At 63.2% G+C, this 23,579-nt stretch carries 6 protein-coding genes; 1 reads left to right on the top strand and 5 read right to left on the bottom strand.

The features are described 5' to 3' along the window. Nucleotides 1-23: 23 nt before the first annotated feature. A complete protein-coding gene (locus tag NLY36_RS06730) occupies nucleotides 24-16,577 on the bottom strand; it encodes a cadherin-like domain-containing protein (RefSeq protein WP_286461764.1) in 16,554 nt (5,517 codons plus the stop codon). A 323-nt stretch (nucleotides 16,578-16,900) separates the two neighbouring features. Here NLY36_RS06730 and NLY36_RS06725 point away from each other — a divergent pair, with 323 nt between their 5' ends. After that, entirely contained in the window at nucleotides 16,901-17,845 is a 945-nt protein-coding gene (locus NLY36_RS06725; RefSeq protein WP_023736096.1) for a transglutaminase-like cysteine peptidase, read from the top strand. 84 nt (nucleotides 17,846-17,929) lie between these two features. On the opposite strand, the gene NLY36_RS06720 is transcribed toward NLY36_RS06725, so the two are convergent. Genes NLY36_RS06720 through NLY36_RS06705 form a run of 4 tightly spaced genes read right to left on the bottom strand, consistent with a single transcriptional unit; the run spans nucleotide 17,930 to nucleotide 23,512 of the window. Continuing rightward, complete coding sequence (locus tag NLY36_RS06720) at nucleotides 17,930-18,571, bottom strand: ribbon-helix-helix domain-containing protein (protein ID WP_023681069.1); 642 nt, start codon at nucleotides 18,569-18,571, stop codon at nucleotides 17,930-17,932. Next, on the bottom strand, nucleotides 18,561-19,850 hold the full coding sequence (locus NLY36_RS06715) for an HlyD family type I secretion periplasmic adaptor subunit (RefSeq protein WP_023681070.1): 1,290 nt from the start codon (nucleotides 19,848-19,850) through the stop codon (nucleotides 18,561-18,563). The genes NLY36_RS06720 and NLY36_RS06715 overlap by 11 nt, the downstream gene beginning before the upstream one ends. Before the next feature lie 43 nt (nucleotides 19,851-19,893). Beyond that, nucleotides 19,894-22,026 (bottom strand): type I secretion system permease/ATPase, encoded by a 2,133-nt coding sequence (locus NLY36_RS06710; protein ID WP_023691465.1) that lies wholly within the window; start codon nucleotides 22,024-22,026, stop codon nucleotides 19,894-19,896. A 37-nt stretch (nucleotides 22,027-22,063) separates the two neighbouring features. Beyond that, nucleotides 22,064-23,512: a TolC family protein gene (locus NLY36_RS06705; RefSeq protein ID WP_023681072.1), complete on the bottom strand. Its 1,449-nt coding sequence runs from the start codon at nucleotides 23,510-23,512 to the stop codon at nucleotides 22,064-22,066. Nucleotides 23,513-23,579: the final 67 nt, after the last annotated feature.

Genomic DNA, 23,579 nt, shown 5'->3' with positions numbered 1-23,579 from the left:
TCGCGTGGCCCCGCACCATGCTCCTAGACCACGTTTGCCGTTGTCGTATGCTGCGTCACTCCGTCATCGTAGAGCAGGGTGATCGTGTTGGCGACGGGTGCGTTCGTCAAGGTGGCCACGTCCACGAAATTGGCGCCGTTGGCCAAACCGTCGGCGTCGACGCTGAGAGTGTTCGTTCCCGCATTGTAGTTCACGAAGTCGCCGACATTGGCCCCTCCGGCGGCTGTATCGAACAGTGAGGTAAGGTCGATGATGTCGCCATGGCCGCCGACACCGCTGTAGTCAGCGATAAGATCTTTGATGTCGAGGTGCTCGAGCTTGAACGTATCGACGCCTATACCACCGGTGAGCGTGTCCTGACCGGAACCGCCGATCAGCAGGTCGTTGCCGTCGCCGCCGAACAATATGTCCGCTCCCGAGCCGCCGTAAAGCGTGTCGTTACCGGAGTTGCCCGACAAGGTATCATCGCCGCGTCCGCCGGAGAGGATATCAGCCTGGAGATTGAGTCCATTGAGGGTGTCGTTACCGTCCTCGCCGAGCAGCGTGGTTTCTGTCGCGGTCGTGGTGTGAGTGTCCACGCCCGAAGTTCCTTGCCAGGTGCTGAGATCGGGCGAAAGGTGTGCCGTCACTGACCCGGCAATTGGGTCGCCGTCACCGTCGGTCGCCGTGACCGGGATCGAGATGTCGAACGGTGTGACGGCGTTGGCGGTCGTGTAGGTGACCGGGCCCAGCTTGAAGTCATTCGAGCCTACATTGGCCGAAATTTCGATTGCGCTGAACGGGTCCGAATTTGCAACCACGGTAAAGGTGTCGCCTTGCGCGAGACCGGTGATCGTCCACGTTCCGTCCCCATTGTTCGTTGCGGTCGGAGTAGCTCCGCCGGAGCCGTTGACGACAGTGACCAAGGCGCCGAGGGCCGTGCTTTCGCCGGTAACATCACCTATGTAGGTGTTATCATAGTCGGCGTTGACCGGGCGGATCGTTATAGAAACCAGGCCAGGTCCCGAGACATTGCCAATCCCCTGTGTATAGCTAGCCACCTCGTAGTGATCCGTATAGTGGGTTCCCGCCCCGATGCCCGCGGGGGTTCCGGCGATGGTGCCGTCGGTGGTTGCATTGCTGACGAAATCGAAGCGGATCTTCTCACCAGGGCTGATGCTGTTTCCGCCATCGACGCCCCAACTGCCCGTGCTGGTGTTCACGGAATTGGGGCTGTTGGCGGTTGCGAGCAGGTCGCTGGTTGAGCCGATGGAGTCCAGGACAATCGCTTGGTTGTTGCCACCGCTTGGCGAGAAGTTCGCCGTATTGAACTGGTTGCCGGCAAACATCGTCGCGGCCTGGGTGTATGTCCAAGTATCTGTCGCCGGGTTCAGGGTCGCCGTGAAAGCGAGGTCGCTGCCGTTCGCGGCCGAGGTCCGTCCCTCCACAGTATGCGTATCGACGACGTGGAAGAAGACCTGCTCGCCATTCAGGAATATGTTTGTGCTGCCTGATGTGACGGCCGCGCCTTCGGTCACGTTGAACACGACATTGCCAACGCCGTCAGCACCGGCGCTCGCGGCAAAATTGATGCTCTCCGTCAGCACCGTATGCGTGGTGTTTTCCACGAAGATGCCATCCGGCTTGAATGGCAGCGGAACGTCGTCCAGGACCGTCAGATTGACCGATCCGGAAACATGATCACCGCTGGTGTCGGTTGCCACCACCTGAAGCCCGTTGATGGTGACGTTGCCCGAGCCGGCAAGATGCTGGAGCTGGTCGGTCAGTGTCGCGGTAACGACGGGTGTCAACGAACTGTTGGCGCCGGCGCTTGTGTTTGACAGCGCCAGATAGACGAATGCGCCGAGGTTCACGCTGCCGGCCGTTTGTATCAGACTGCCGACGAGTTGGTTGCCGACGAGCGCCCAGCTGATTGTGTATCCAGAGGCTAGGCCAGAAACAGTCGGCGCCACCCAGTTTGGATCGCCGGTCGGGTTGGCGAATGCAACATTAATGGCTTCGCCGGTCGTGGTGAAGGTGATGCCGCTGATTGCTTGCGCCGTCTCGCCGCGGCTGCCTGGGTTGGTGCCGGTCACGGCCCCGGCTTGGAGATCCGCAGGCGCCGAAGCATCGAGCGTGGTGTCGAGCGCGGCTTCGTTCAATGTCAACGATGCAGTCCCGCCACCCGATGGAACGGTGTTGGTCTGCACATTCAGGGTCACCGTGGCCGTCGAAGTGTCGCCGTCACCGTCCTTGATCGTGTAGGTGAAAGAGTCCGAGCCGACATAGATGCCCGTCGGCGTGTAGGTGAACGTTCCATCGTTGTTGTAGGTGACGGTGCCGTGAGCACCGTTGGTGGCGGTCACCTGGCCGCTGACCGGATTGTTGTCGGTGTCGACGCCGTCGGCGCCGAATTTGTCGTTGGTCAGGAGGCCGGTGAGGACCGTCGCACCGGTGATCGTTGGCCCCCAGGTGTCATTCGTCGCGGTCGGCACGTCGTCGACGATGGTGATGACGAGATTGCCGGCTGGAGCGCTGTCGCCGTCGGCGTCGGTGACGACGACCGCGAAGCTGGTGCTCGACGGATCGGTCAGCGTGTTGTCGATCAGCGTATAGGCGTAGCTGATGGTGCCGATGCCGGTGGTTGCATTGTAGACATAGCTGGCCGTCAGCGATCCTGTGGTGCCGTCGGCAAAAGTCTGGGCCGAGCCGGTCAGCACATGGCCACCCAGCGAGACGGTGGTCAGGCCGTCGGGCGAGGTGAAGCCGATGGTGCCCGAAGTGGTCTCGGTGGTTGCAGGCTCGTTGGAGCCGGCCGGTTCGCCGGCGCGTGCCGGCAGGCTGGCCTCATAGACGGTGGTGGTGGCGCCGCCGGCAGCCGGAATGGCGTCGGTCGGGGTTGAATCGCCGATGGCGATGGTCAGCGTGGTGTGCGAGGTGTCGCCGTCGCCGTCCTTGATGGTGTAGGTGAAGACATCGCTGACGCCGCCCTGCGTGCCGGCATCGCGAACATAGGAGTAGGAGCCGTCGGCGTTGAGCGTCAGCTTGCCGTAGCTGCCCTGGACCTGGGTGCCGAGCGTTGCGGCATTGTCGACATCGAGATTGGTGTTGCCGGCGGCAACGCCGACCACGGCAGCGCCATCGGCGCCCTTGACGTCGATGCCGGTGACCGGCGAGGTGGTGCCAACCGCGCTCAGCACATTGCCGGTCTCGGCGGTGAACTGGTTGGACGCAACACTGTCGGTATCGGCGTGTGCGGTCGGCACGTCGTCGACGATGGTGATGACGAGATTGCCGGCTGGAGCGCTGTCGCCGTCGGCGTCGGTGACGACGACCGCGAAGCTGGTGCTCGACGGATCGGTCAGCGTGTTGTCGATCAGCGTATAGGCGTAGCTGATGGTGCCGATGCCGGTGGTTGCATTGTAGACATAGCTGGCCGTCAGCGATCCTGTGGTGCCGTCGGCAAAAGTCTGGGCCGAGCCGGTCAGCACATGGCCACCCAGCGAGACGGTGGTCAGGCCGTCGGGCGAGGTGAAGCCGATGGTGCCCGAAGTGGTCTCGGTGGTTGCAGGCTCGTTGGAGCCGGCCGGTTCGCCGGCGCGTGCCGGCAGGCTGGCTTCATAGACGGTGGTGGTGGCGCCGCCGGCAGCCGGAATGGCGTCGGTCGGGGTTGAATCGCCGATGGCGATGGTCAGCGTGGTGTGCGAGGTGTCGCCGTCGCCGTCCTTGATGGTGTAGGTGAAGACATCGCTGACGCCGCCCTGCGTGCCGGCATCGCGAACATAGGAGTAGGAGCCGTCGGCGTTGAGCGTCAGCTTGCCGTAGCTGCCCTGGACCTGGGTGCCGAGCGTTGCGGCATTGTCGACATCGAGATTGGTGTTGCCGGCGGCAACGCCGACCACGGCAGCGCCATCGGCGCCCTTGACGTCGATGCCGGTGACCGGCGAGGTGGTGCCAACCGCGCTCAGCACATTGCCGGTCTCGGCGGTGAACTGGTTGGACGCAACACTGTCGGTATCGGCGTGTGCGGTCGGCACGTCGTCGACGATGGTGATGACGAGATTGCCGGCTGGAGCGCTGTCGCCGTCGGCGTCGGTGACGACGACCGCGAAGCTGGTGCTCGACGGATCGGTCAGCGTGTTGTCGATCAGCGTATAGGCGTAGCTGATGGTGCCGATGCCGGTGGTTGCATTGTAGACATAGCTGGCCGTCAGCGATCCTGTGGTGCCGTCGGCAAAAGTCTGGGCCGAGCCGGTCAGCACATGGCCACCCAGCGAGACGGTGGTCAGGCCGTCGGGCGAGGTGAAGCCGATGGTGCCCGAAGTGGTCTCGGTGGTTGCAGGCTCGTTGGAGCCGGCCGGTTCGCCGGCGCGTGCCGGCAGGCTGGCCTCATAGACGGTGGTGGTGGCGCCGCCGGCAGCCGGAATGGCGTCGGTCGGGGTTGAATCGCCGATGGCGATGGTCAGCGTGGTGTGCGAGGTGTCGCCGTCGCCGTCCTTGATGGTGTAGGTGAAGACATCGCTGACGCCGCCCTGCGTGCCGGCATCGCGAACATAGGAGTAGGAGCCGTCGGCGTTGAGCGTCAGCTTGCCGTAGCTGCCCTGGACCTGGGTGCCGAGCGTTGCGGCATTGTCGACATCGAGATTGGTGTTGCCGGCGGCAACGCCGACCACGGCAGCGCCATCGGCGCCCTTGACGTCGATGCCGGTGACCGGCGAGGTGGTGCCAACCGCGCTCAGCACATTGCCGGTCTCGGCGGTGAACTGGTTGGACGCAACACTGTCGGTATCGGCGTGTGCGGTCGGCACGTCGTCGACGATGGTGATGACGAGATTGCCGGCTGGAGCGCTGTCGCCGTCGGCGTCGGTGACGACGACCGCGAAGCTGGTGCTCGACGGATCGGTCAGCGTGTTGTCGATCAGCGTATAGGCGTAGCTGATGGTGCCGATGCCGGTGGTTGCATTGTAGACATAGCTGGCCGTCAGCGATCCTGTGGTGCCGTCGGCAAAAGTCTGGGCCGAGCCGGTCAGCACATGGCCACCCAGCGAGACGGTGGTCAGGCCGTCGGGCGAGGTGAAGCCGATGGTGCCCGAAGTGGTCTCGGTGGTTGCAGGCTCGTTGGAGCCGGCCGGTTCGCCGGCGCGTGCCGGCAGGCTGGCCTCATAGACGGTGGTGGTGGCGCCGCCGGCAGCCGGAATGGCGTCGGTCGGGGTTGAATCGCCGATGGCGATGGTCAGCGTGGTGTGCGAGGTGTCGCCGTCGCCGTCCTTGATGGTGTAGGTGAAGACATCGCTGACGCCGCCCTGCGTGCCGGCATCGCGAACATAGGAGTAGGAGCCGTCGGCGTTGAGCGTCAGCTTGCCGTAGCTGCCCTGGACCTGGGTGCCGAGCGTTGCGGCATTGTCGACATCGAGATTGGTGTTGCCGGCGGCAACGCCGACCACGGCAGCGCCATCGGCGCCCTTGACGTCGATGCCGGTGACCGGCGAGGTGGTGCCAACCGCGCTCAGCACATTGCCGGTCTCGGCGGTGAACTGGTTGGACGCAACACTGTCGGTATCGGCGTGTGCGGTCGGCACGTCGTCGACGATGGTGATGACGAGATTGCCGGCTGGAGCGCTGTCGCCGTCGGCGTCGGTGACGACGACCGCGAAGCTGGTGCTCGACGGATCGGTCAGCGTGTTGTCGATCAGCGTATAGGCGTAGCTGATGGTGCCGATGCCGGTGGTTGCATTGTAGACATAGCTGGCCGTCAGCGATCCTGTGGTGCCGTCGGCAAAAGTCTGGGCCGAGCCGGTCAGCACATGGCCACCCAGCGAGACGGTGGTCAGGCCGTCGGGCGAGGTGAAGCCGATGGTGCCCGAAGTGGTCTCGGTGGTTGCAGGCTCGTTGGAGCCGGCCGGTTCGCCGGCGCGTGCCGGCAGGCTGGCCTCATAGACGGTGGTGGTGGCGCCGCCGGCAGCCGGAATGGCGTCGGTCGGGGTTGAATCGCCGATGGCGATGGTCAGCGTGGTGTGCGAGGTGTCGCCGTCGCCGTCCTTGATGGTGTAGGTGAAGACATCGCTGACGCCGCCCTGCGTGCCGGCATCGCGAACATAGGAGTAGGAGCCGTCGGCGTTGAGCGTCAGCTTGCCGTAGCTGCCCTGGACCTGGGTGCCGAGCGTTGCGGCATTGTCGACATCGAGATTGGTGTTGCCGGCGGCAACGCCGACCACGGCAGCGCCATCGGCGCCCTTGACGTCGATGCCGGTGACCGGCGAGGTGGTGCCAACCGCGCTCAGCACATTGCCGGTCTCGGCGGTGAACTGGTTGGACGCAACACTGTCGGTATCGGCGTGTGCGGTCGGCACGTCGTCGACGATGGTGATGACGAGATTGCCGGCTGGAGCGCTGTCGCCGTCGGCGTCGGTGACGACGACCGCGAAGCTGGTGCTCGACGGATCGGTCAGCGTGTTGTCGATCAGCGTATAGGCGTAGCTGATGGTGCCGATGCCGGTGGTTGCATTGTAGACATAGCTGGCCGTCAGCGATCCTGTGGTGCCGTCGGCAAAAGTCTGGGCCGAGCCGGTCAGCACATGGCCACCCAGCGAGACGGTGGTCAGGCCGTCGGGCGAGGTGAAGCCGATGGTGCCCGAAGTGGTCTCGGTGGTTGCAGGCTCGTTGGAGCCGGCCGGTTCGCCGGCGCGTGCCGGCAGGCTGGCTTCATAGACGGTGGTGGTGGCGCCGCCGGCAGCCGGAATGGCGTCGGTCGGGGTTGAATCGCCGATGGCGATGGTCAGCGTGGTGTGCGAGGTGTCGCCGTCGCCGTCCTTGATGGTGTAGGTGAAGACATCGCTGACGCCGCCCTGCGTGCCGGCATCGCGAACATAGGAGTAGGAGCCGTCGGCGTTGAGCGTCAGCTTGCCGTAGCTGCCCTGGACCTGGGTGCCGAGCGTTGCGGCATTGTCGACATCGAGATTGGTGTTGCCGGCGGCAACGCCGACCACGGCAGCGCCATCGGCGCCCTTGACGTCGATGCCGGTGACCGGCGAGGTGGTGCCAACCGCGCTCAGCACATTGCCGGTCTCGGCGGTGAACTGGTTGGACGCAACACTGTCGGTATCGGCGTGTGCGGTCGGCACGTCGTCGACGATGGTGATGACGAGATTGCCGGCTGGAGCGCTGTCGCCGTCGGCGTCGGTGACGACGACCGCGAAGCTGGTGCTCGACGGATCGGTCAGCGTGTTGTCGATCAGCGTATAGGCGTAGCTGATGGTGCCGATGCCGGTGGTTGCATTGTAGACATAGCTGGCCGTCAGCGATCCTGTGGTGCCGTCGGCAAAAGTCTGGGCCGAGCCGGTCAGCACATGGCCACCCAGCGAGACGGTGGTCAGGCCGTCGGGCGAGGTGAAGCCGATGGTGCCCGAAGTGGTCTCGGTGGTTGCAGGCTCGTTGGAGCCGGCCGGTTCGCCGGCGCGTGCCGGCAGGCTGGCCTCATAGACGGTGGTGGTGGCGCCGCCGGCAGCCGGAATGGCGTCGGTCGGGGTTGAATCGCCGATGGCGATGGTCAGCGTGGTGTGCGAGGTGTCGCCGTCGCCGTCCTTGATGGTGTAGGTGAAGACATCGCTGACGCCGCCCTGCGTGCCGGCATCGCGAACATAGGAGTAGGAGCCGTCGGCGTTGAGCGTCAGCTTGCCGTAGCTGCCCTGGACCTGGGTGCCGAGCGTTGCGGCATTGTCGACATCGAGATTGGTGTTGCCGGCGGCAACGCCGACCACGGCAGCGCCATCGGCGCCCTTGACGTCGATGCCGGTGACCGGCGAGGTGGTGCCAACCGCGCTCAGCACATTGCCGGTCTCGGCGGTGAACTGGTTGGACGCAACACTGTCGGTATCGGCGTGTGCGGTCGGCACGTCGTCGACGATGGTGATGACGAGATTGCCGGCTGGAGCGCTGTCGCCGTCGGCGTCGGTGACGACGACCGCGAAGCTGGTGCTCGACGGATCGGTCAGCGTGTTGTCGATCAGCGTATAGGCGTAGCTGATGGTGCCGATGCCGGTGGTTGCATTGTAGACATAGCTGGCCGTCAGCGATCCTGTGGTGCCGTCGGCAAAAGTCTGGGCCGAGCCGGTCAGCACATGGCCACCCAGCGAGACGGTGGTCAGGCCGTCGGGCGAGGTGAAGCCGATGGTGCCCGAAGTGGTCTCGGTGGTTGCAGGCTCGTTGGAGCCGGCCGGTTCGCCGGCGCGTGCCGGCAGGCTGGCCTCATAGACGGTGGTGGTGGCGCCGCCGGCAGCCGGAATGGCGTCGGTCGGGGTTGAATCGCCGATGGCGATGGTCAGCGTGGTGTGCGAGGTGTCGCCGTCGCCGTCCTTGATGGTGTAGGTGAAGACATCGCTGACGCCGCCCTGCGTGCCGGCATCGCGAACATAGGAGTAGGAGCCGTCGGCGTTGAGCGTCAGCTTGCCGTAGCTGCCCTGGACCTGGGTGCCGAGCGTTGCGGCATTGTCGACATCGAGATTGGTGTTGCCGGCGGCAACGCCGACCACGGCAGCGCCATCGGCGCCCTTGACGTCGATGCCGGTGACCGGCGAGGTGGTGCCAACCGCGCTCAGCACATTGCCGGTCTCGGCGGTGAACTGGTTGGACGCAACACTGTCGGTATCGGCGTGTGCGGTCGGCACGTCGTCGACGATGGTGATGACGAGATTGCCGGCTGGAGCGCTGTCGCCGTCGGCGTCGGTGACGACGACCGCGAAGCTGGTGCTCGACGGATCGGTCAGCGTGTTGTCGATCAGCGTATAGGCGTAGCTGATGGTGCCGATGCCGGTGGTTGCATTGTAGACATAGCTGGCCGTCAGCGATCCTGTGGTGCCGTCGGCAAAAGTCTGGGCCGAGCCGGTCAGCACATGGCCACCCAGCGAGACGGTGGTCAGGCCGTCGGGCGAGGTGAAGCCGATGGTGCCCGAAGTGGTCTCGGTGGTTGCAGGCTCGTTGGAGCCGGCCGGTTCGCCGGCGCGTGCCGGCAGGCTGGCCTCATAGACGGTGGTGGTGGCGCCGCCGGCAGCCGGAATGGCGTCGGTCGGGGTTGAATCGCCGATGGCGATGGTCAGCGTGGTGTGCGAGGTGTCGCCGTCGCCGTCCTTGATGGTGTAGGTGAAGACATCGCTGACGCCGCCCTGCGTGCCGGCATCGCGAACATAGGAGTAGGAGCCGTCGGCGTTGAGCGTCAGCTTGCCGTAGCTGCCCTGGACCTGGGTGCCGAGCGTTGCGGCATTGTCGACATCGAGATTGGTGTTGCCGGCGGCAACGCCGACCACGGCAGCGCCATCGGCGCCCTTGACGTCGATGCCGGTGACCGGCGAGGTGGTGCCAACCGCGCTCAGCACATTGCCGGTCTCGGCGGTGAACTGGTTGGACGCAACACTGTCGGTATCGGCGTGTGCGGTCGGCACGTCGTCGACGATGGTGATGACGAGATTGCCGGCTGGAGCGCTGTCGCCGTCGGCGTCGGTGACGACGACCGCGAAGCTGGTGCTCGACGGATCGGTCAGCGTGTTGTCGATCAGCGTATAGGCGTAGCTGATGGTGCCGATGCCGGTGGTTGCATTGTAGACATAGCTGGCCGTCAGCGATCCTGTGGTGCCGTCGGCAAAAGTCTGGGCCGAGCCGGTCAGCACATGGCCACCCAGCGAGACGGTGGTCAGGCCGTCGGGCGAGGTGAAGCCGATGGTGCCCGAAGTGGTCTCGGTGGTTGCAGGCTCGTTGGAGCCGGCCGGTTCGCCGGCGCGTGCCGGCAGGCTGGCCTCATAGACGGTGGTGGTGGCGCCGCCGGCAGCCGGAATGGCGTCGGTCGGGGTTGAATCGCCGATGGCGATGGTCAGCGTGGTGTGCGAGGTGTCGCCGTCGCCGTCCTTGATGGTGTAGGTGAAGACATCGCTGACGCCGCCCTGCGTGCCGGCATCGCGAACATAGGAGTAGGAGCCGTCGGCGTTGAGCGTCAGCTTGCCGTAGCTGCCCTGGACCTGGGTGCCGAGCGTTGCGGCATTGTCGACATCGAGATTGGTGTTGCCGGCGGCAACGCCGACCACGGCAGCGCCATCGGCGCCCTTGACGTCGATGCCGGTGACCGGCGAGGTGGTGCCAACCGCGCTCAGCACATTGCCGGTCTCGGCGGTGAACTGGTTGGACGCAACACTGTCGGTATCGGCGTGTGCGGTCGGCACGTCGTCGACGATGGTGATGACGAGATTGCCGGCTGGAGCGCTGTCGCCGTCGGCGTCGGTGACGACGACCGCGAAGCTGGTGCTCGACGGATCGGTCAGCGTGTTGTCGATCAGCGTATAGGCGTAGCTGATGGTGCCGATGCCGGTGGTTGCATTGTAGACATAGCTGGCCGTCAGCGATCCTGTGGTGCCGTCGGCAAAAGTCTGGGCCGAGCCGGTCAGCACATGGCCACCCAGCGAGACGGTGGTCAGGCCGTCGGGCGAGGTGAAGCCGATGGTGCCCGAAGTGGTCTCGGTGGTTGCAGGCTCGTTGGAGCCGGCCGGTTCGCCGGCGCGTGCCGGCAGGCTGGCCTCATAGACGGTGGTGGTGGCGCCGCCGGCAGCCGGAATGGCGTCGGTCGGGGTTGAATCGCCGATGGCGATGGTCAGCGTGGTGTGCGAGGTGTCGCCGTCGCCGTCCTTGATGGTGTAGGTGAAGACATCGCTGACGCCGCCCTGCGTGCCGGCATCGCGAACATAGGAGTAGGAGCCGTCGGCGTTGAGCGTCAGCTTGCCGTAGCTGCCCTGGACCTGGGTGCCGAGCGTTGCGGCATTGTCGACATCGAGATTGGTGTTGCCGGCGGCAACGCCGACCACGGCAGCGCCATCGGCGCCCTTGACGTCGATGCCGGTGACCGGCGAGGTGGTGCCAACCGCGCTCAGCACATTGCCGGTCTCGGCGGTGAACTGGTTGGACGCAACACTGTCGGTATCGGCGTGTGCGGTCGGCACGTCGTCGACGATGGTGATGACGAGATTGCCGGCTGGAGCGCTGTCGCCGTCGGCGTCGGTGACGACGACCGCGAAGCTGGTGCTCGACGGATCGGTCAGCGTGTTGTCGATCAGCGTATAGGCGTAGCTGATGGTGCCGATGCCGGTGGTTGCATTGTAGACATAGCTGGCCGTCAGCGATCCTGTGGTGCCGTCGGCAAAAGTCTGGGCCGAGCCGGTCAGCACATGGCCACCCAGCGAGACGGTGGTCAGGCCGTCGGGCGAGGTGAAGCCGATGGTGCCCGAAGTGGTCTCGGTGGTTGCAGGCTCGTTGGAGCCGGCCGGTTCGCCGGCGCGTGCCGGCAGGCTGGCCTCATAGACGGTGGTGGTGGCGCCGCCGGCAGCCGGAATGGCGTCGGTCGGGGTTGAATCGCCGATGGCGATGGTCAGCGTGGTGTGCGAGGTGTCGCCGTCGCCGTCCTTGATGGTGTAGGTGAAGACATCGCTGACGCCGCCCTGCGTGCCGGCATCGCGAACATAGGAGTAGGAGCCGTCGGCGTTGAGCGTCAGCTTGCCGTAGCTGCCCTGGACCTGGGTGCCGAGCGTTGCGGCATTGTCGACATCGAGATTGGTGTTGCCGGCGGCAACGCCGACCACGGCAGCGCCATCGGCGCCCTTGACGTCGATGCCGGTGACCGGCGAGGTGGTGCCAACCGCGCTCAGCACATTGCCGGTCTCGGCGGTGAACTGGTTGGACGCAACACTGTCGGTATCGGCGTGTGCGGTCGGCACGTCGTCGACGATGTCGATGACGATTGCCGCCGGAGCTGACGACGAGGTTCCGTCCGAGACGGTGAGCGAGAAGGTGTCGCTCTCGATGCCGGGACCATCCGTGGTCGGGCTGGTCAGCGTGTACTGGTAGGTCGCTACGCCGGTTACCGCGTTGTAGCCGGTGATCAGCAGCGTGCCGTGGTCGCCCGGGAAGGTCGAACCGTTGAGGCTGCCGATGGCAACCGTGGTGCTGCCGATGGTGACGCTCTGGACGTCGTCGAGGCCGTCGGGGTCCGATACCGTGAAGGTGCCGGTCGCCACCGTGCTGCCGTTGCCGGCCGCCGAGCCCGCCGCAAGGCCGGCTTCATAGACCAGGTCGTGCGCGCCGGCCGGGTTGCCCTGGTCGACGACGATCTGCGGCACGTCGTTGGTGCCGTTGATGGTGATGGTCAGGGACGCCAGAGCGGTATCGCCGTCGCCATCCGCCACAGCATAGTCGAAGCTCTCGGCCACGGTCTGGCCGGCATCCAGCGCCTGTACCGCGGCATACCCGGCCGGGTTCTGGGCCTGGGTGTAGAGCACGTATGTGTAGCTGCCGTCGGCGCCCACCGTCAGCTCGCCGTAGGTTCCTGCTACATGATTGGCAACGGCACCGTCCCAGGTGATCGAGCCCAGGCCGTCAGTGCCGAGGTGATCCGCGTGGCCGTCGGTTGCGTTGGCGTCGGCGCCGCCGACCCCCGTGATCACATTGCCATCTGCAGTCAGCGGCCCATCTTCGGTGACCGAGTCCTGATCGTTGACCGCAACCGGACCGTCATCCTGGAATTCGATGCTCAAGGAGACATGGGATACGGCGGTGCTCGTGTCGCCATCGAAATCGGTGATCGTGGCCTTGACGTGCAGGTCGGTGGCGACGGTCGCGATGTCGTCAAAGGCTGCCGCGCTTGACCCGTCGACATTGTGGGCGATCGGTTGATATTGCCCGATCCACACCGCTCCGGTCGGGTCGACATAGACCTTGAACACGTCGACGCCGTTGGCAGAACCAACCAGAACGCCGTCCGAATTCGTCGAGAGCATGATCGCCGAGCCGTCGAGTGTCTTCAGGCCCGAATCGACATTTGCCAGCGGGTTGCCGTTCGCATCGGTAACCGCAAACGAGAATGTCGCATCGTCATCGGCGCCAACCGAGGCATTGAACAGGCCGAGCGCACTGGCTGATGACTTTGCGTAGCCGAGCGCGTCTGGCTCCGTTACCAGCGCGGGCGGGGGGAGCGCGGTGTCATCCGCGGAATTGGGGTCGGCGGCGTTGTTGACGCCGGCTGACTCGTCGTGGCTGACCCGGAAGACTTCGGTTTGCGTGGTGACCGTCGTGACCTTGGCTTCGATGCCGAAGATCTTGAACGGGTTGCCGCCGGTCAAGGTGGTATCCGTTGTCCCGTTATTGTCGGAATCGAATTTGAAACTGTCGTAGTTGCCCACATTGAGCTGGTCGAACGGGGTGCTGCCGATGACCTCGACAGTCGCACCATCGGGCACGCCGGCGAAGGCATAGCCCACCTGCACGCCGCCTTCGAAGACAGCCGTGCCGGCGGTCAGCACACCGTTAATGTTCACGGTGAACGGTTCGAATGTGCCACCGTCCTTGGCGCCGATGAACATCACGGCGGCTTCGACACCCTGGGCTTCCGCAACATCGATCGTGAACTTGACCGAGGCGACATCGTACGAGCCGCTGTCGCTGACGCTTGGCGGATTCGGACCGTTGGGTGTGATCACAAGATCATTGACGAAGTCCATCGTCACGATTTCGGGGCCGGTCAAATGCGGATGGGTTTCGTATCCGTCGATGATCTGGCCGTCGCCGACGCCGATCTTGGTGCCGGTGGTGTTGACGGAATTGTCGCCTTCGTTGATGTCGATGCCGCTGAGCTTGATGTCGTGATTGCCGGCGCCATCCATGCCGCGAACATCGGTGTTGCCGGCCTGCAGCGTGTAGACGATCGTTTCGGTCGTGGTTGTGGTCGTCGTGCCGGCATCCCGCGCGACGATCTGCGGAACGTCGTCGAGCACCTGGACCTTGAATGTACCAGCCGCCAGTCCGATGGTATCGCCGTCACCGTCCATGGCGATGACGAAGGCCGAAAGATCGATACCGCCATTGGCAAGCGTATTTTCGGTGTTGTCGCCCGGGAGCGTATCCAGAGTCGGATGATCGATCTGATCGATCAGGGTGAAGACATAGGAGCCGTCCGCACCGACGGTCAGGGTGAAAACAGGACGATCCGTGCCCGCCTGATAGCCGGCGCCGGCGCCTACATCGACATAGCCGGTCAGGGTCGTGCCGTCGGAGACGATGAGGACGTTGCCGCCTTTCGAATCAAATCCCGAATCCGATGGGGTGGTTTGGGTGACAAGGCCGAAGGCCGAGCTCGCATTCGGGCCGTCAGAGCCGAAGTCGACGATTGCATTCAATGCGCCGGCAGCACCGATGGCAACAGCGGAGTTTGTTCCGGTCACTTCGCCAGGCTGAAGATTGTCGGCATTTCCGGTGGACTGGCTGTTGTGCAGACCGTCTTCGTCGACATTCGCGGTGACCTGGGCGGTGCCAGTAACCTTCGGCCCGTCATCGTCGAAGGAGAATGCGGAGCCTTGGCCGTTGATCAGGTCGACGGTCGCCTTCTCTGTGATGGTGTCGCCGTCGCCATCCTGGCGCGTTACCTCATATTGCAGCTGAACCTGGCCGCCATTGGTCAGCGACAGATTGAGTTCGGAATCGAACTTGTTGCCGTCGGCGCCATGGTTAAGTGCCTCATAGAGCGTGGTCTGCAGCTGCTCGGCGCCAGGCGCCCCGGTGATCGCGATGGTCAGAACCTGATCGCCATGCGTGTCGCGGCCGACGATCACTCCTCCTTCGAGGAAGAGCGTGACGGCGCCGCCGTCGGTGGCGGTGAGATTCGTGGCAAGGCCACCGGCCGGAATGCCGGTAAAGCTCAGATTCCCGGTAACGGTACCAGGACCGTCCGAACCATAGCTGCCGCCGACAGTGAACAGATTGGTCAGTCCGCCTGCTACCGCGGTGTTGACCTGCGCCAAGCCCGGACCGGCATCATCCGTGTTGGCGTTGCCGCCGGCATCTTCGGTCTCGCCGATAGCGCCATTGTAGCGATCCGCGCCAACCGTCTCGTCGAGTTCGACGGAAAGCAGGCCAGCGGCTCCATCGTGGGCGCCAACCGTAAGGCTTGGCCCGTCATCGTCGAAGGAGAATGCGGAGCCTTGGCCGTTGATCAGGTCGACGGTCGCCTTCTCGGTAATGGTGTCGCCGTCGCCGTCCTGGCGCGTTACCTCATATTGCAGCTGAACCTGGCCGCCATTGGTCAGCGACAGATTGAGTTCGGAATCGAACTTGTTGCCGTCGGCGCCATGGTTGAGCGCTTCGTAGAGCGTGGTCTGCAACTGCTCTGCGCCGGGCGCGCCGGTGATCGCAATGGTCAGGACCTGATCACCCTGCGTGTCGCGGCCGACAATCACTCCTCCTTCGAGGAAGAGCGTAACGGCGCCGCCTTCGGTGGCAGTGAGATTCGTGGCAAGGCCACCGACTGGAATGCCGGTGAATGCCAACTGCCCGGTCGTGCTGCCCGGTCCGTCTGCACCGTAGACGCCGCCAACGGCGAATAGCGAAGAAAGGCCACCCGCCAGGCCGGTCGTCACCTGGGCCAGGCCAACCCCGTCATCGGTGTTGGCGTTGCCGCCGGCATCTTCAGTCTCGCCGCTATTGTAGCGGTCGCCGCCGACCGTCTCGTCGAGTTCGACTGAAAGCAACTGTGCCGCTTGCGCGGTTGCCTGGACCGAAAGCGTTGGGCCGTCATCCAGCACACCGATATTGAGGGTCGCGGTGGCAGGATCATTATCTGTGTCTGTAACCACGACGGCAAAGCTGTCGGAAACCCCCTCGGTCGTTCCAGTCGATGGGTTGTCGTGATGATCAAGAGTGTTGTCGGCAAGGGTATAAACCCAGCTATAGCCGTTCGTCGGATTGCCGGTGACCACGAGCGTGCCGTATTGCCCGGCAACGCTGCCGCCGTTGGTCACGTCCACACCGTCAATGACAAGCGTCCCGATGCCATCACCCGAGACGATGTTGAAGGTCCCTGAAACCTGCTCGGCGGTGCTGGCCGGATCCGTCCCGTCGGAAAGCGCGGCCTCGTTGACGACAAATCCGGAGCCAATGTCGATTGTCGGCGTCGTATCTTCTTCCCTGACCCCGATCGTCAGCTCACGCGGCTCCAGCCGTCCAAATTGCAGGTCCGTCGGCGGCAACAATGCGGAAAGATCGAAGCCGTCGCCGATACCGCCTGGGGGAATGGTGAAGTCGCCGCCGGCACTGCCTGGGGCGCCGCCCGGGCCGGCCGATATCGAGCCATCGGCACCGAAGGCCACATCGACATGGCTTGCTTCAAGCGCCGCCAGCAAGGCAACGCGCGGCACCTCGACGTCACCGATGATGAAGGTCGGCACGTTGAGCGCGCCATCCTTGATCACGATCACCGAGCCATCAGCCTGTTCGAGCACGAGGTTGTGGCCGTCGACCTTGATGTTGTCGATCGAGACGTTGGCCGGAAGCTTTACGACGTTGCTGGCGTCGGCCACGTATTCGTGGGGCGCAGCTGTCGCCGGGGCCTTCGCCTCCGCGGGTGCTGCCGGCTGAGCGGGTGCGCCACTGCCGACATCGACCGGCACCGGCTCGGCAGGCGCCGCCTGAGCGGCCTGCGCTACCTGGATGCCTGCCTGCGATGGCGAGCCGCCATGTTCATGTGAAGAGTGCTCGTCCCAAGAATTCGAGACGGTGTCCAATTCGTTACTGTTCGCCATAACCAAACCCCTCCGGTATTTCCCGGAAAGAGACAGTGACGGCCTCTGCTTTGCAACTATCCGGCAACCGCTTTCATATATTCTGATATGCCAGTCTCGGCATTTTTTACGCGTGGTAAACGCGGAAGATATAATCTGATATGCATTGGCCGCGCCGCGCCTCGTTTGATATCCGCCGGCTGAGCTGGATTGGTAAACAGAAGTATAAATTTGAATAAAATTTTACACAAAATGGGTATTCCCGATTGAAGGAAACTTATCCACCTTCCTTTCCAGTAATTTGAGACAAGATTGGTACCGTCCACAGTCAAGAGGTGGGCGTTATGAAAAAAGAAAAATCTGCCCCGGGGATAACCGGGCTCAAGCTGCTCCTGCTGGCAATGGGCATTGCAAGCCTGCCGCAGCCATCCTCCGCAAGCGCCGTTGCCGAGGATAACCGCGCTGTCGCAGCAATGCTGGCGAGGGTCGAAACCCCGCCAAGTCTCGGCGGCGTTTCGCTGGCTCGACCGCAACCCTGGCAGCCCGTTTCGGCCTACAGGATCGGTATGATTTTCGGCAGCTATGGTCCTGTTGCCGTTTATGAAAAGCGCGGCCCTTCGATCGCGCCGCCCGCCGCCGGGATCGACCCGATCCAGACGGCGGCGATCATTCCCGGCGTGTTCGGCTCGGTTGCCCTGTCGATGCGCAATTTCCCGGTGTCGGCGCGCTGGGCGCCTGTCTACAAGGCAATTGTCGACTGCACCGCGGGCAGTGCATGCGAGCGCAAGAACAGCACCTTTGCCGGGATCGTCGAGGCGGCCCGGGACAAGCGCTTCATCGACAAGCTGTCCTTCGTCAACTCAAGTATAAATCGCGCCATCGCCTACAAGAAGGACAGCGTGGTTTACGGCAAGCTCGACTACTGGGCCAAGCCCTCGGAAATCCTCGAGCGGCGGGCCGGCGATTGCGAGGATTTCGCCATCCTCAAGATGGCCGCGCTGCTGCATGCAGGCATCCCGGCTCAGAGCATGTCGCTGGTTGTCTTGCAGGACCGCAAGCGCGGTTTCTTTCACGCCGTGCTGTCGGTCAGCACCGGCAGCGGCGTCTTCATTCTCGACAGTTTGAGCAATGTAGTTTCCCGCGACACAGACCTGCCGACCTACGTGCCGCTGTATTCGTTCAGCACCGATCGCGCGTGGATCCATGGCGCGAAGACCGGTTCTGCTCAAATAGCCGATATCAAGGGCGGCCTTTCGACGGTCGCGCCTGGTGAAGGTGTGCAGCCGTAAGCTCCCATCAGAGAGTCTTGAGCGCTCTATCTCTTGTTTGACGCAATTTTCCACGAAAACCGCTCACACTTTCCCGGAATTGCTCTAGCCGCCGAAGACGAACGCCATCAGCAGTTCCGGCTCGACCACCGGCGCCCGCACCGCGCTCAGTTGACCGCGGTAGCGGCGGTCGCCGGCGCCTATGACGAAACCGGTCGCGACCGGCGTCTCGCCATTGGCGTCGAGCCTGGCGAATATGTCGGCGACATTGAGGTCCAGCGCCAGCTTGAGATCCTGGCGCGCGTCCTCGTTCGGCGCCACCGGCAATTGCCGCCGCACCAGTTGCTGGAACGGCGCATTGAAGGTCAGGATCTTCTTCGACGATGCCAGGGCAAAGGCCGGCGAGGGACAGGCCACGAGAATGGCGCTGATGGTCTTGATCGACGCGAGCCTCTGCAAGGTGAGGTTTTGGTCGGCCAATCCACGCATGCAGGCTACGCGAATTGCCGATGTCAGGTTTCCGGCGTTGGCGTGGCTCTCTGCAATTTCCTCGATCAGTGTGCCGATCGTGCATTTGCGGCTTTCCGCCATCTGCTTCAGCGATGTCCAGAACGCCCGTTCCAGACGAATGCCGCGGCGCATGCCGCCACGCGCCACAACCCGGAACTCCAGTCCGAAATCCTCTGCCGCCAGCGGTGGCAGCAGCCGGTCGCGATCGGCAGGAAGGGAGACCGCGCTATCGCTCACTCATTGCCTCCTCTCGCGCCTTGTTGATCGGCTTCATAAGGTAGGTGAGAATCGTTTTGCGTCCGGTCTTGATGTCGACCGAACAGATCATGCCGGGGATGATCGAATAGGTCTTGCCGTCGCGTGTCAGCGTCGATTTGTCGGTGGCGACACGGACCTGATAATAGGGTTCGCCGGTCTTCTGGTCGACCAGGCTGTCGGCAGTGATGTTCGACACCTTGCCTTCGATGCCGCCGAAAATCGAGAAGTCATAGGCGGTCACCTTGATCAGGGCATCCTGGCCCGGCCGGATGAAGGCGACGTCCCGCGGTGAGACCCGGGCTTCGACCAGCAGGGTCTCGGACGTCGGCACGATACCCGCGACGACCGCGCCGGGCTGGACGAAGGCGCCGACCGTGTTGATGTCAAGCGTGTTGACGATACCATCGACAGGCGAACGGATATCGGTACGCGCCACCTTGTCGGTGGCACCGCGTATCGTCTCGTCCACCACCGAGAGATCGGCCAGCGCCTGCGTCAGATCGCTGAGCGCTTCCTGTTGCAGCTGGAGGCCAAGTTCGTCGACCTGAAGCTTGGCTTCCGTGATGGCAGACCTGGCTTTCTTGATGGTCTCTCCGGCAAGCGTCAGCTGACCATTGAGCTCGGTCTGCTCGCGCTCGACGCGGAGCTGCTCGGTTCGCGCCATCAGGCCTTTCTTGACCATCGCTTCGACCAGCTTCGCCTCCTGGTCGCTGACGGCCAGGTTCTTGGTGAGGCGATCGGCATTGGCGTTGGCTTCGTCGAGTTCCTTCTCACGCTGATCGAGCCGCGACTTTAGAACCGACAGTTTGACTTCGAAGTTATCGCGCCGCGCGATTAGCAGCTTCTGCTCGTTGTCACAGATTTCCGGCGCCACCTTCTGGATCTCTGACGGACAGGGAAACGCGCCCTCGAGGCTGCCGGTCTGTTCGAATTGGAGCCGTGCAATGCGCGTCTGCAGCGCCCGCGCCTTGGCCTGCTGCTCGCCAAGGCTGGAAGTGTTGAAGGTGTTGTCGAGACGAATGATGAGGTCATTCTTCTTGACGACCTGACCGATCGTCACGGCGATTTCCTGAACCACGCCCGGCTCGCTGGCCTGGATGATCTGGGTCTTCGACGCCGGTATGATCTTGCCGTCGCCGCGTGCGATTTCATCGACCTCGGCGAAGGATGCCCAGGCTACCGAACTCGCAAAAAGCGCCCCGATAATGAATATCGAAGCCGACGCAAAAAGCGGCGGACGGTCTTCCCTGGCTAGCATTTACCACGTCCCAACGTGCTGTGTTCACGCATAATTCTGTTCGTCAGGCGCTTGTTTTCTGCAGCGCTTGTATCACTTGGTCTTTCGGTCCATCGGCAACGATCTTGCCCTGCTCGATGACGATCAGGCGGTCGGCCAGCTCGAGCATGCTGAAGCGGTGCGTCGATACGATCAGGGTCGTGTTGCGATCGAAAGCCACTTTGAGCTGCTTGATCAGCTGGCGCTCGGAAGCCAGATCCATCGAGCCGGACGGCTCGTCCAGGAACACGATTTTCGGTTTGGTCAGCAACAGGCGGGCAATTGCCATTGTCTGCCTCTGACCGCCCGAGAGATTGGTGCCGCGCTCGCCGACATTCATGTCGTAGCCTCGCGGATGGCGGGAGACGAAGTCGTCGACGCCGGCAGCCTTGGCCGCCTCGACGATCTGCTCATCGGTCGCCTCCGGGCACGCCATCAGGAGATTTTCCTTGATGGTGCCGGAAAATAGATCGTTGGCTTGCGCGACGATCCCGACCGCGGCGCGAACCTCAGATGGGTGGTATTGGCGGATGTCGATCCCGTCCAGCAGCAGCTCGCCGGAGGTCGGCAGGAAAAGCCTGCCGATCAGCCTCCCCATGGTCGTCTTTCCCGAGCCTATGCGGCCGATGATGCCAATCCGCTCACCGGGCTTCACCGAGAAATTCAGGCCGGTCAGCACTTCGTTTTCGGAACCCGGGTAGACAAAGCCGACATTCCTGAATGCCATTGCACCGTTGCGAATGGGGCGGTTGACGAAACCAACCGTGTCCGGCCGATCCTCAGGCTGCGCCATGATCGAATTCACCATTCGCAGGGACAGCATCGCCTGGCGAAGTCTGGACAAGGTGATCGCAATCTGCCCAAGCGGGGCCACCGCCCGGCCTGCCAGCATGACGGTGCCGATGATGGCGCCGGTCGAGACATGCCCTTCCGAAAAGGCATAGGCGCCGGCCACGATCAAAGCGACGGTGACCATCTGCTGGATGGCTTGGGTTATGTTGCCGGCGGCAGCCGAAAGCTGTTTGATCTTCTCGGACGTGTTGGATGCGTTCTTGGAATGCTCCGCCCATTTTCGCAGAAGGTAAGCCTCTGCGCGCAGCGATTTGATCGTTTCCAGCGTGGAGATGGATTCCACCAGCAGGGCCTGGCGCTGCGAAGCCTCGTTCATGGAAGCGGCAACGCGTTTGCCGATGCGCCGTTGCGTGATCAGCCCGACGATCACCGAGGCCACAAAGGCAATGGCCGGTATGACGACCAGCCAACCGCCTATCGCATAGATGACAAGAAGAAAGACGAAGACGAAGGCTGTGTCGATGAAGACGCTGATGGTGTTCGACGTGAAAAACTCACGCACGAACTCGTACTGGGTCACCCGATTTGCATATTCGCCGGTTGAGCCGGGCCTTGCGGACAAGGACGAATTCAGCACCTTCTCGAAAAGCATATAGGAGATGCGAAGATCGGCCTTGCGCCCGGCATAGTCGATCAGTGACGCTCTGGCGGTCTTCAAGAGCAGGTCGAACAGAATGACTGCGCCGATTCCGATCGACAGGACCCAGAGCGTCGATATCGCCTTGTTCGGCAAGATCCTGTCGTAGACGTTCATGGTGAAGATCGGTGAGGCAAGAGCCAGCAAATTGATGAATACTGCCGACAGGATGACCTTGGAATAGGTGCGCCAGAACGGCCCCATTGTGCCGGTCAGCCAATGTCGCCGCTCGATCTTGGCCGCCGAACCGACGCTCATCGCCTCGACCGCGTTGGCATAGGTTATCGAGAACGAAACGCCGCCACTGATATAACTTCCGGAAAACTCGGATTTGCTGATTGTCGTGCGGCCGTCTTCCTGGGGAGCGGTCGTAAATCCACCGTCCTCGGTCTGGGCAAGCAGCGCTACAGGCAACTGGCTGACGCGAAACAGAATGGCGGGAAGGTCGATGCGTCCGCGAAGAAAGTCGCGATGGCTGAATTCCGTGATTTCAAGACCGATGCGTTCGGCAAGATGCCGGATGGCGTCGATATCGATGCGGGTGTCTGACAGCGGCACGCCGGCAAACAGCACGGTCTCGGAACTCGGCCTGCCGAGGTAGCCGGCAACAGCGGAGAAGCAGGCCTTGAACGCCTCTTTTGGGGAGAGGATTTTGGGTTGTGGGTTCACGATTGGCCCGCAGGACTATCGTTCGTCCTTGACCTTCCTACTTCTTTCTTACCGGTGCGAGGATGTCGAAAGGCAGATCGTTCGTCTGCTCCGACGGCGTGCGCGCATAGGTTTCGGTGTCGGCCGTTTCAGGCGCATTGAACTCGGCCTTGGCATAGGCGGTGGCCTGTTTTGCCGGCTGAAGATTCATGGTCTTCAGCAACTGCCCGGTTGCCGCCAGCAGCCGGTACTGCGCGAAAAGCGACGCGTAGGATGCGGTGTCGGCAAGCGTAGCTGTGTTGAACCGCGTGTTCTGCGCGTCGAGCACGTCGAGCAGCGAGCGCTGTCCGACCTTGAACTGCTCGCGATAGGACGCCACCAGCCTTTCGTTGGCGGCAGCCTGAAGCTTCAATGTCTTTGCCAGATCGGCCTGCCGGAAGCGGCGATCCCATGACGTACGGACGGCTTCCTCGATCTCGCGCAGAACCTGGTGCAGCACAAGGCGCTGCTCGCTGGTGCGGCGGACCTGCTCTTGCTCGTTGGCTTTGTCGATGCCGCCGCGATAGAGGTTCCAGCGCAGCACCAGCCGCGCCTGCAGGTCGCTAGCGTCGCCATCGTCGCCGTCGATGTCATAGCCGCCGCGGGCGCGGCCTTCGGCGATGACGGAGGGCCCGAATTTCGCCCGCGCCGCATCCACCAGGGAGGCGGCGGCGTCGATATCGCTGTTGGCCATGTGGACGCGCGGATTGTTCTGTCGCGCCAGCCCTAGCGCGTCGTCGAGCGACCTTGGCAGCGCGCTCGAGACATCGCCTGGCCTTGACGCGTTGGTCAGCGGCTTACCGACCGTCTTGAAGAACCGTATCTTGGAAGCCTCCAGTTCTTCGGTCGCCTCCTGCATACGTGCCTTGGCAGCGAACAGCCGCTCCTCGGCCTGCTGGCGATCAGCCTCGTTCAACGCGCCGCCTGCAATACCTTGCCGGATGTCGCCGAGGATTGCCTGGTGAAAGCCCAGATTCTTCTTCGCTTCCGAAACGATCGAAGCCTGCAGCATGTATTCGAGATAGTCCTGGACGACAGACAGTCCAATGAATTCAGACCGTTCCAGCACCCGGAACGATGCGCCGTCGACCCGCGACGCCTGACGGTTCAGTTCCGCCCGCCTTGCGCCGCTGTCATAAAGCGTCTGCGTGACAACGACGTCGGCTTCCGCCGGATAGAGCGCGTCATCCTCTATGGACAGCGAACGCCGGGAGGAATTGTCGAGACGACGAACCCCCGCCGACGCCTCGACATCGACGCTGGGAAGATAAAGTCCCTTCGCTTGGCGTAGCTCGAATTCGATTGCTTCGCGGTTTTCGATCGCCTGGCCAATTTCGGGGTTGGACTCCACCGCAACCGCCATCGCCTCCTGGAGAGTGAGCGCGTGAGCATTCCCACAACTCAATATGGCGACCGTCGTCAGCAGGCCGAGGCGCTTGCCTATCGCCGACATAGATGTCGTATTCATTTCACCCCACCCCAACGTTCCCCTGCGCCATTATTGCCAGGCGTTACAACTCAACCGTGATTGTTCA

It is taken from the genome of Mesorhizobium sp. C399B, from assembly GCF_030323185.1.
Taxonomy (GTDB): Bacteria; Pseudomonadota; Alphaproteobacteria; order Rhizobiales; family Rhizobiaceae; genus Mesorhizobium.
This window is presented reverse-complemented; position numbering and strand designations above follow the sequence as displayed.

Bases quoted from the DNA above. Each gene is read 5' to 3' on its own strand.
- NLY36_RS06715 (WP_023681070.1), bottom strand. From the start codon at position 19,850: ATGCTAGCCAGGGAAGACCGTCCGCCGCTTTTTGCGTCGGCTTCGATA.
- NLY36_RS06705 (WP_023681072.1), bottom strand. From the start codon at position 23,512: ATGAATACGACATCTATGTCGGCGATAGGCAAGCGCCTCGGCCTGCTG.
- NLY36_RS06725 (WP_023736096.1), top strand. From the start codon at position 16,901: ATGAAAAAAGAAAAATCTGCCCCGGGGATAACCGGGCTCAAGCTGCTC.
- NLY36_RS06730 (WP_286461764.1), bottom strand. From the start codon at position 16,577: ATGGCGAACAGTAACGAATTGGACACCGTCTCGAATTCTTGGGACGAG.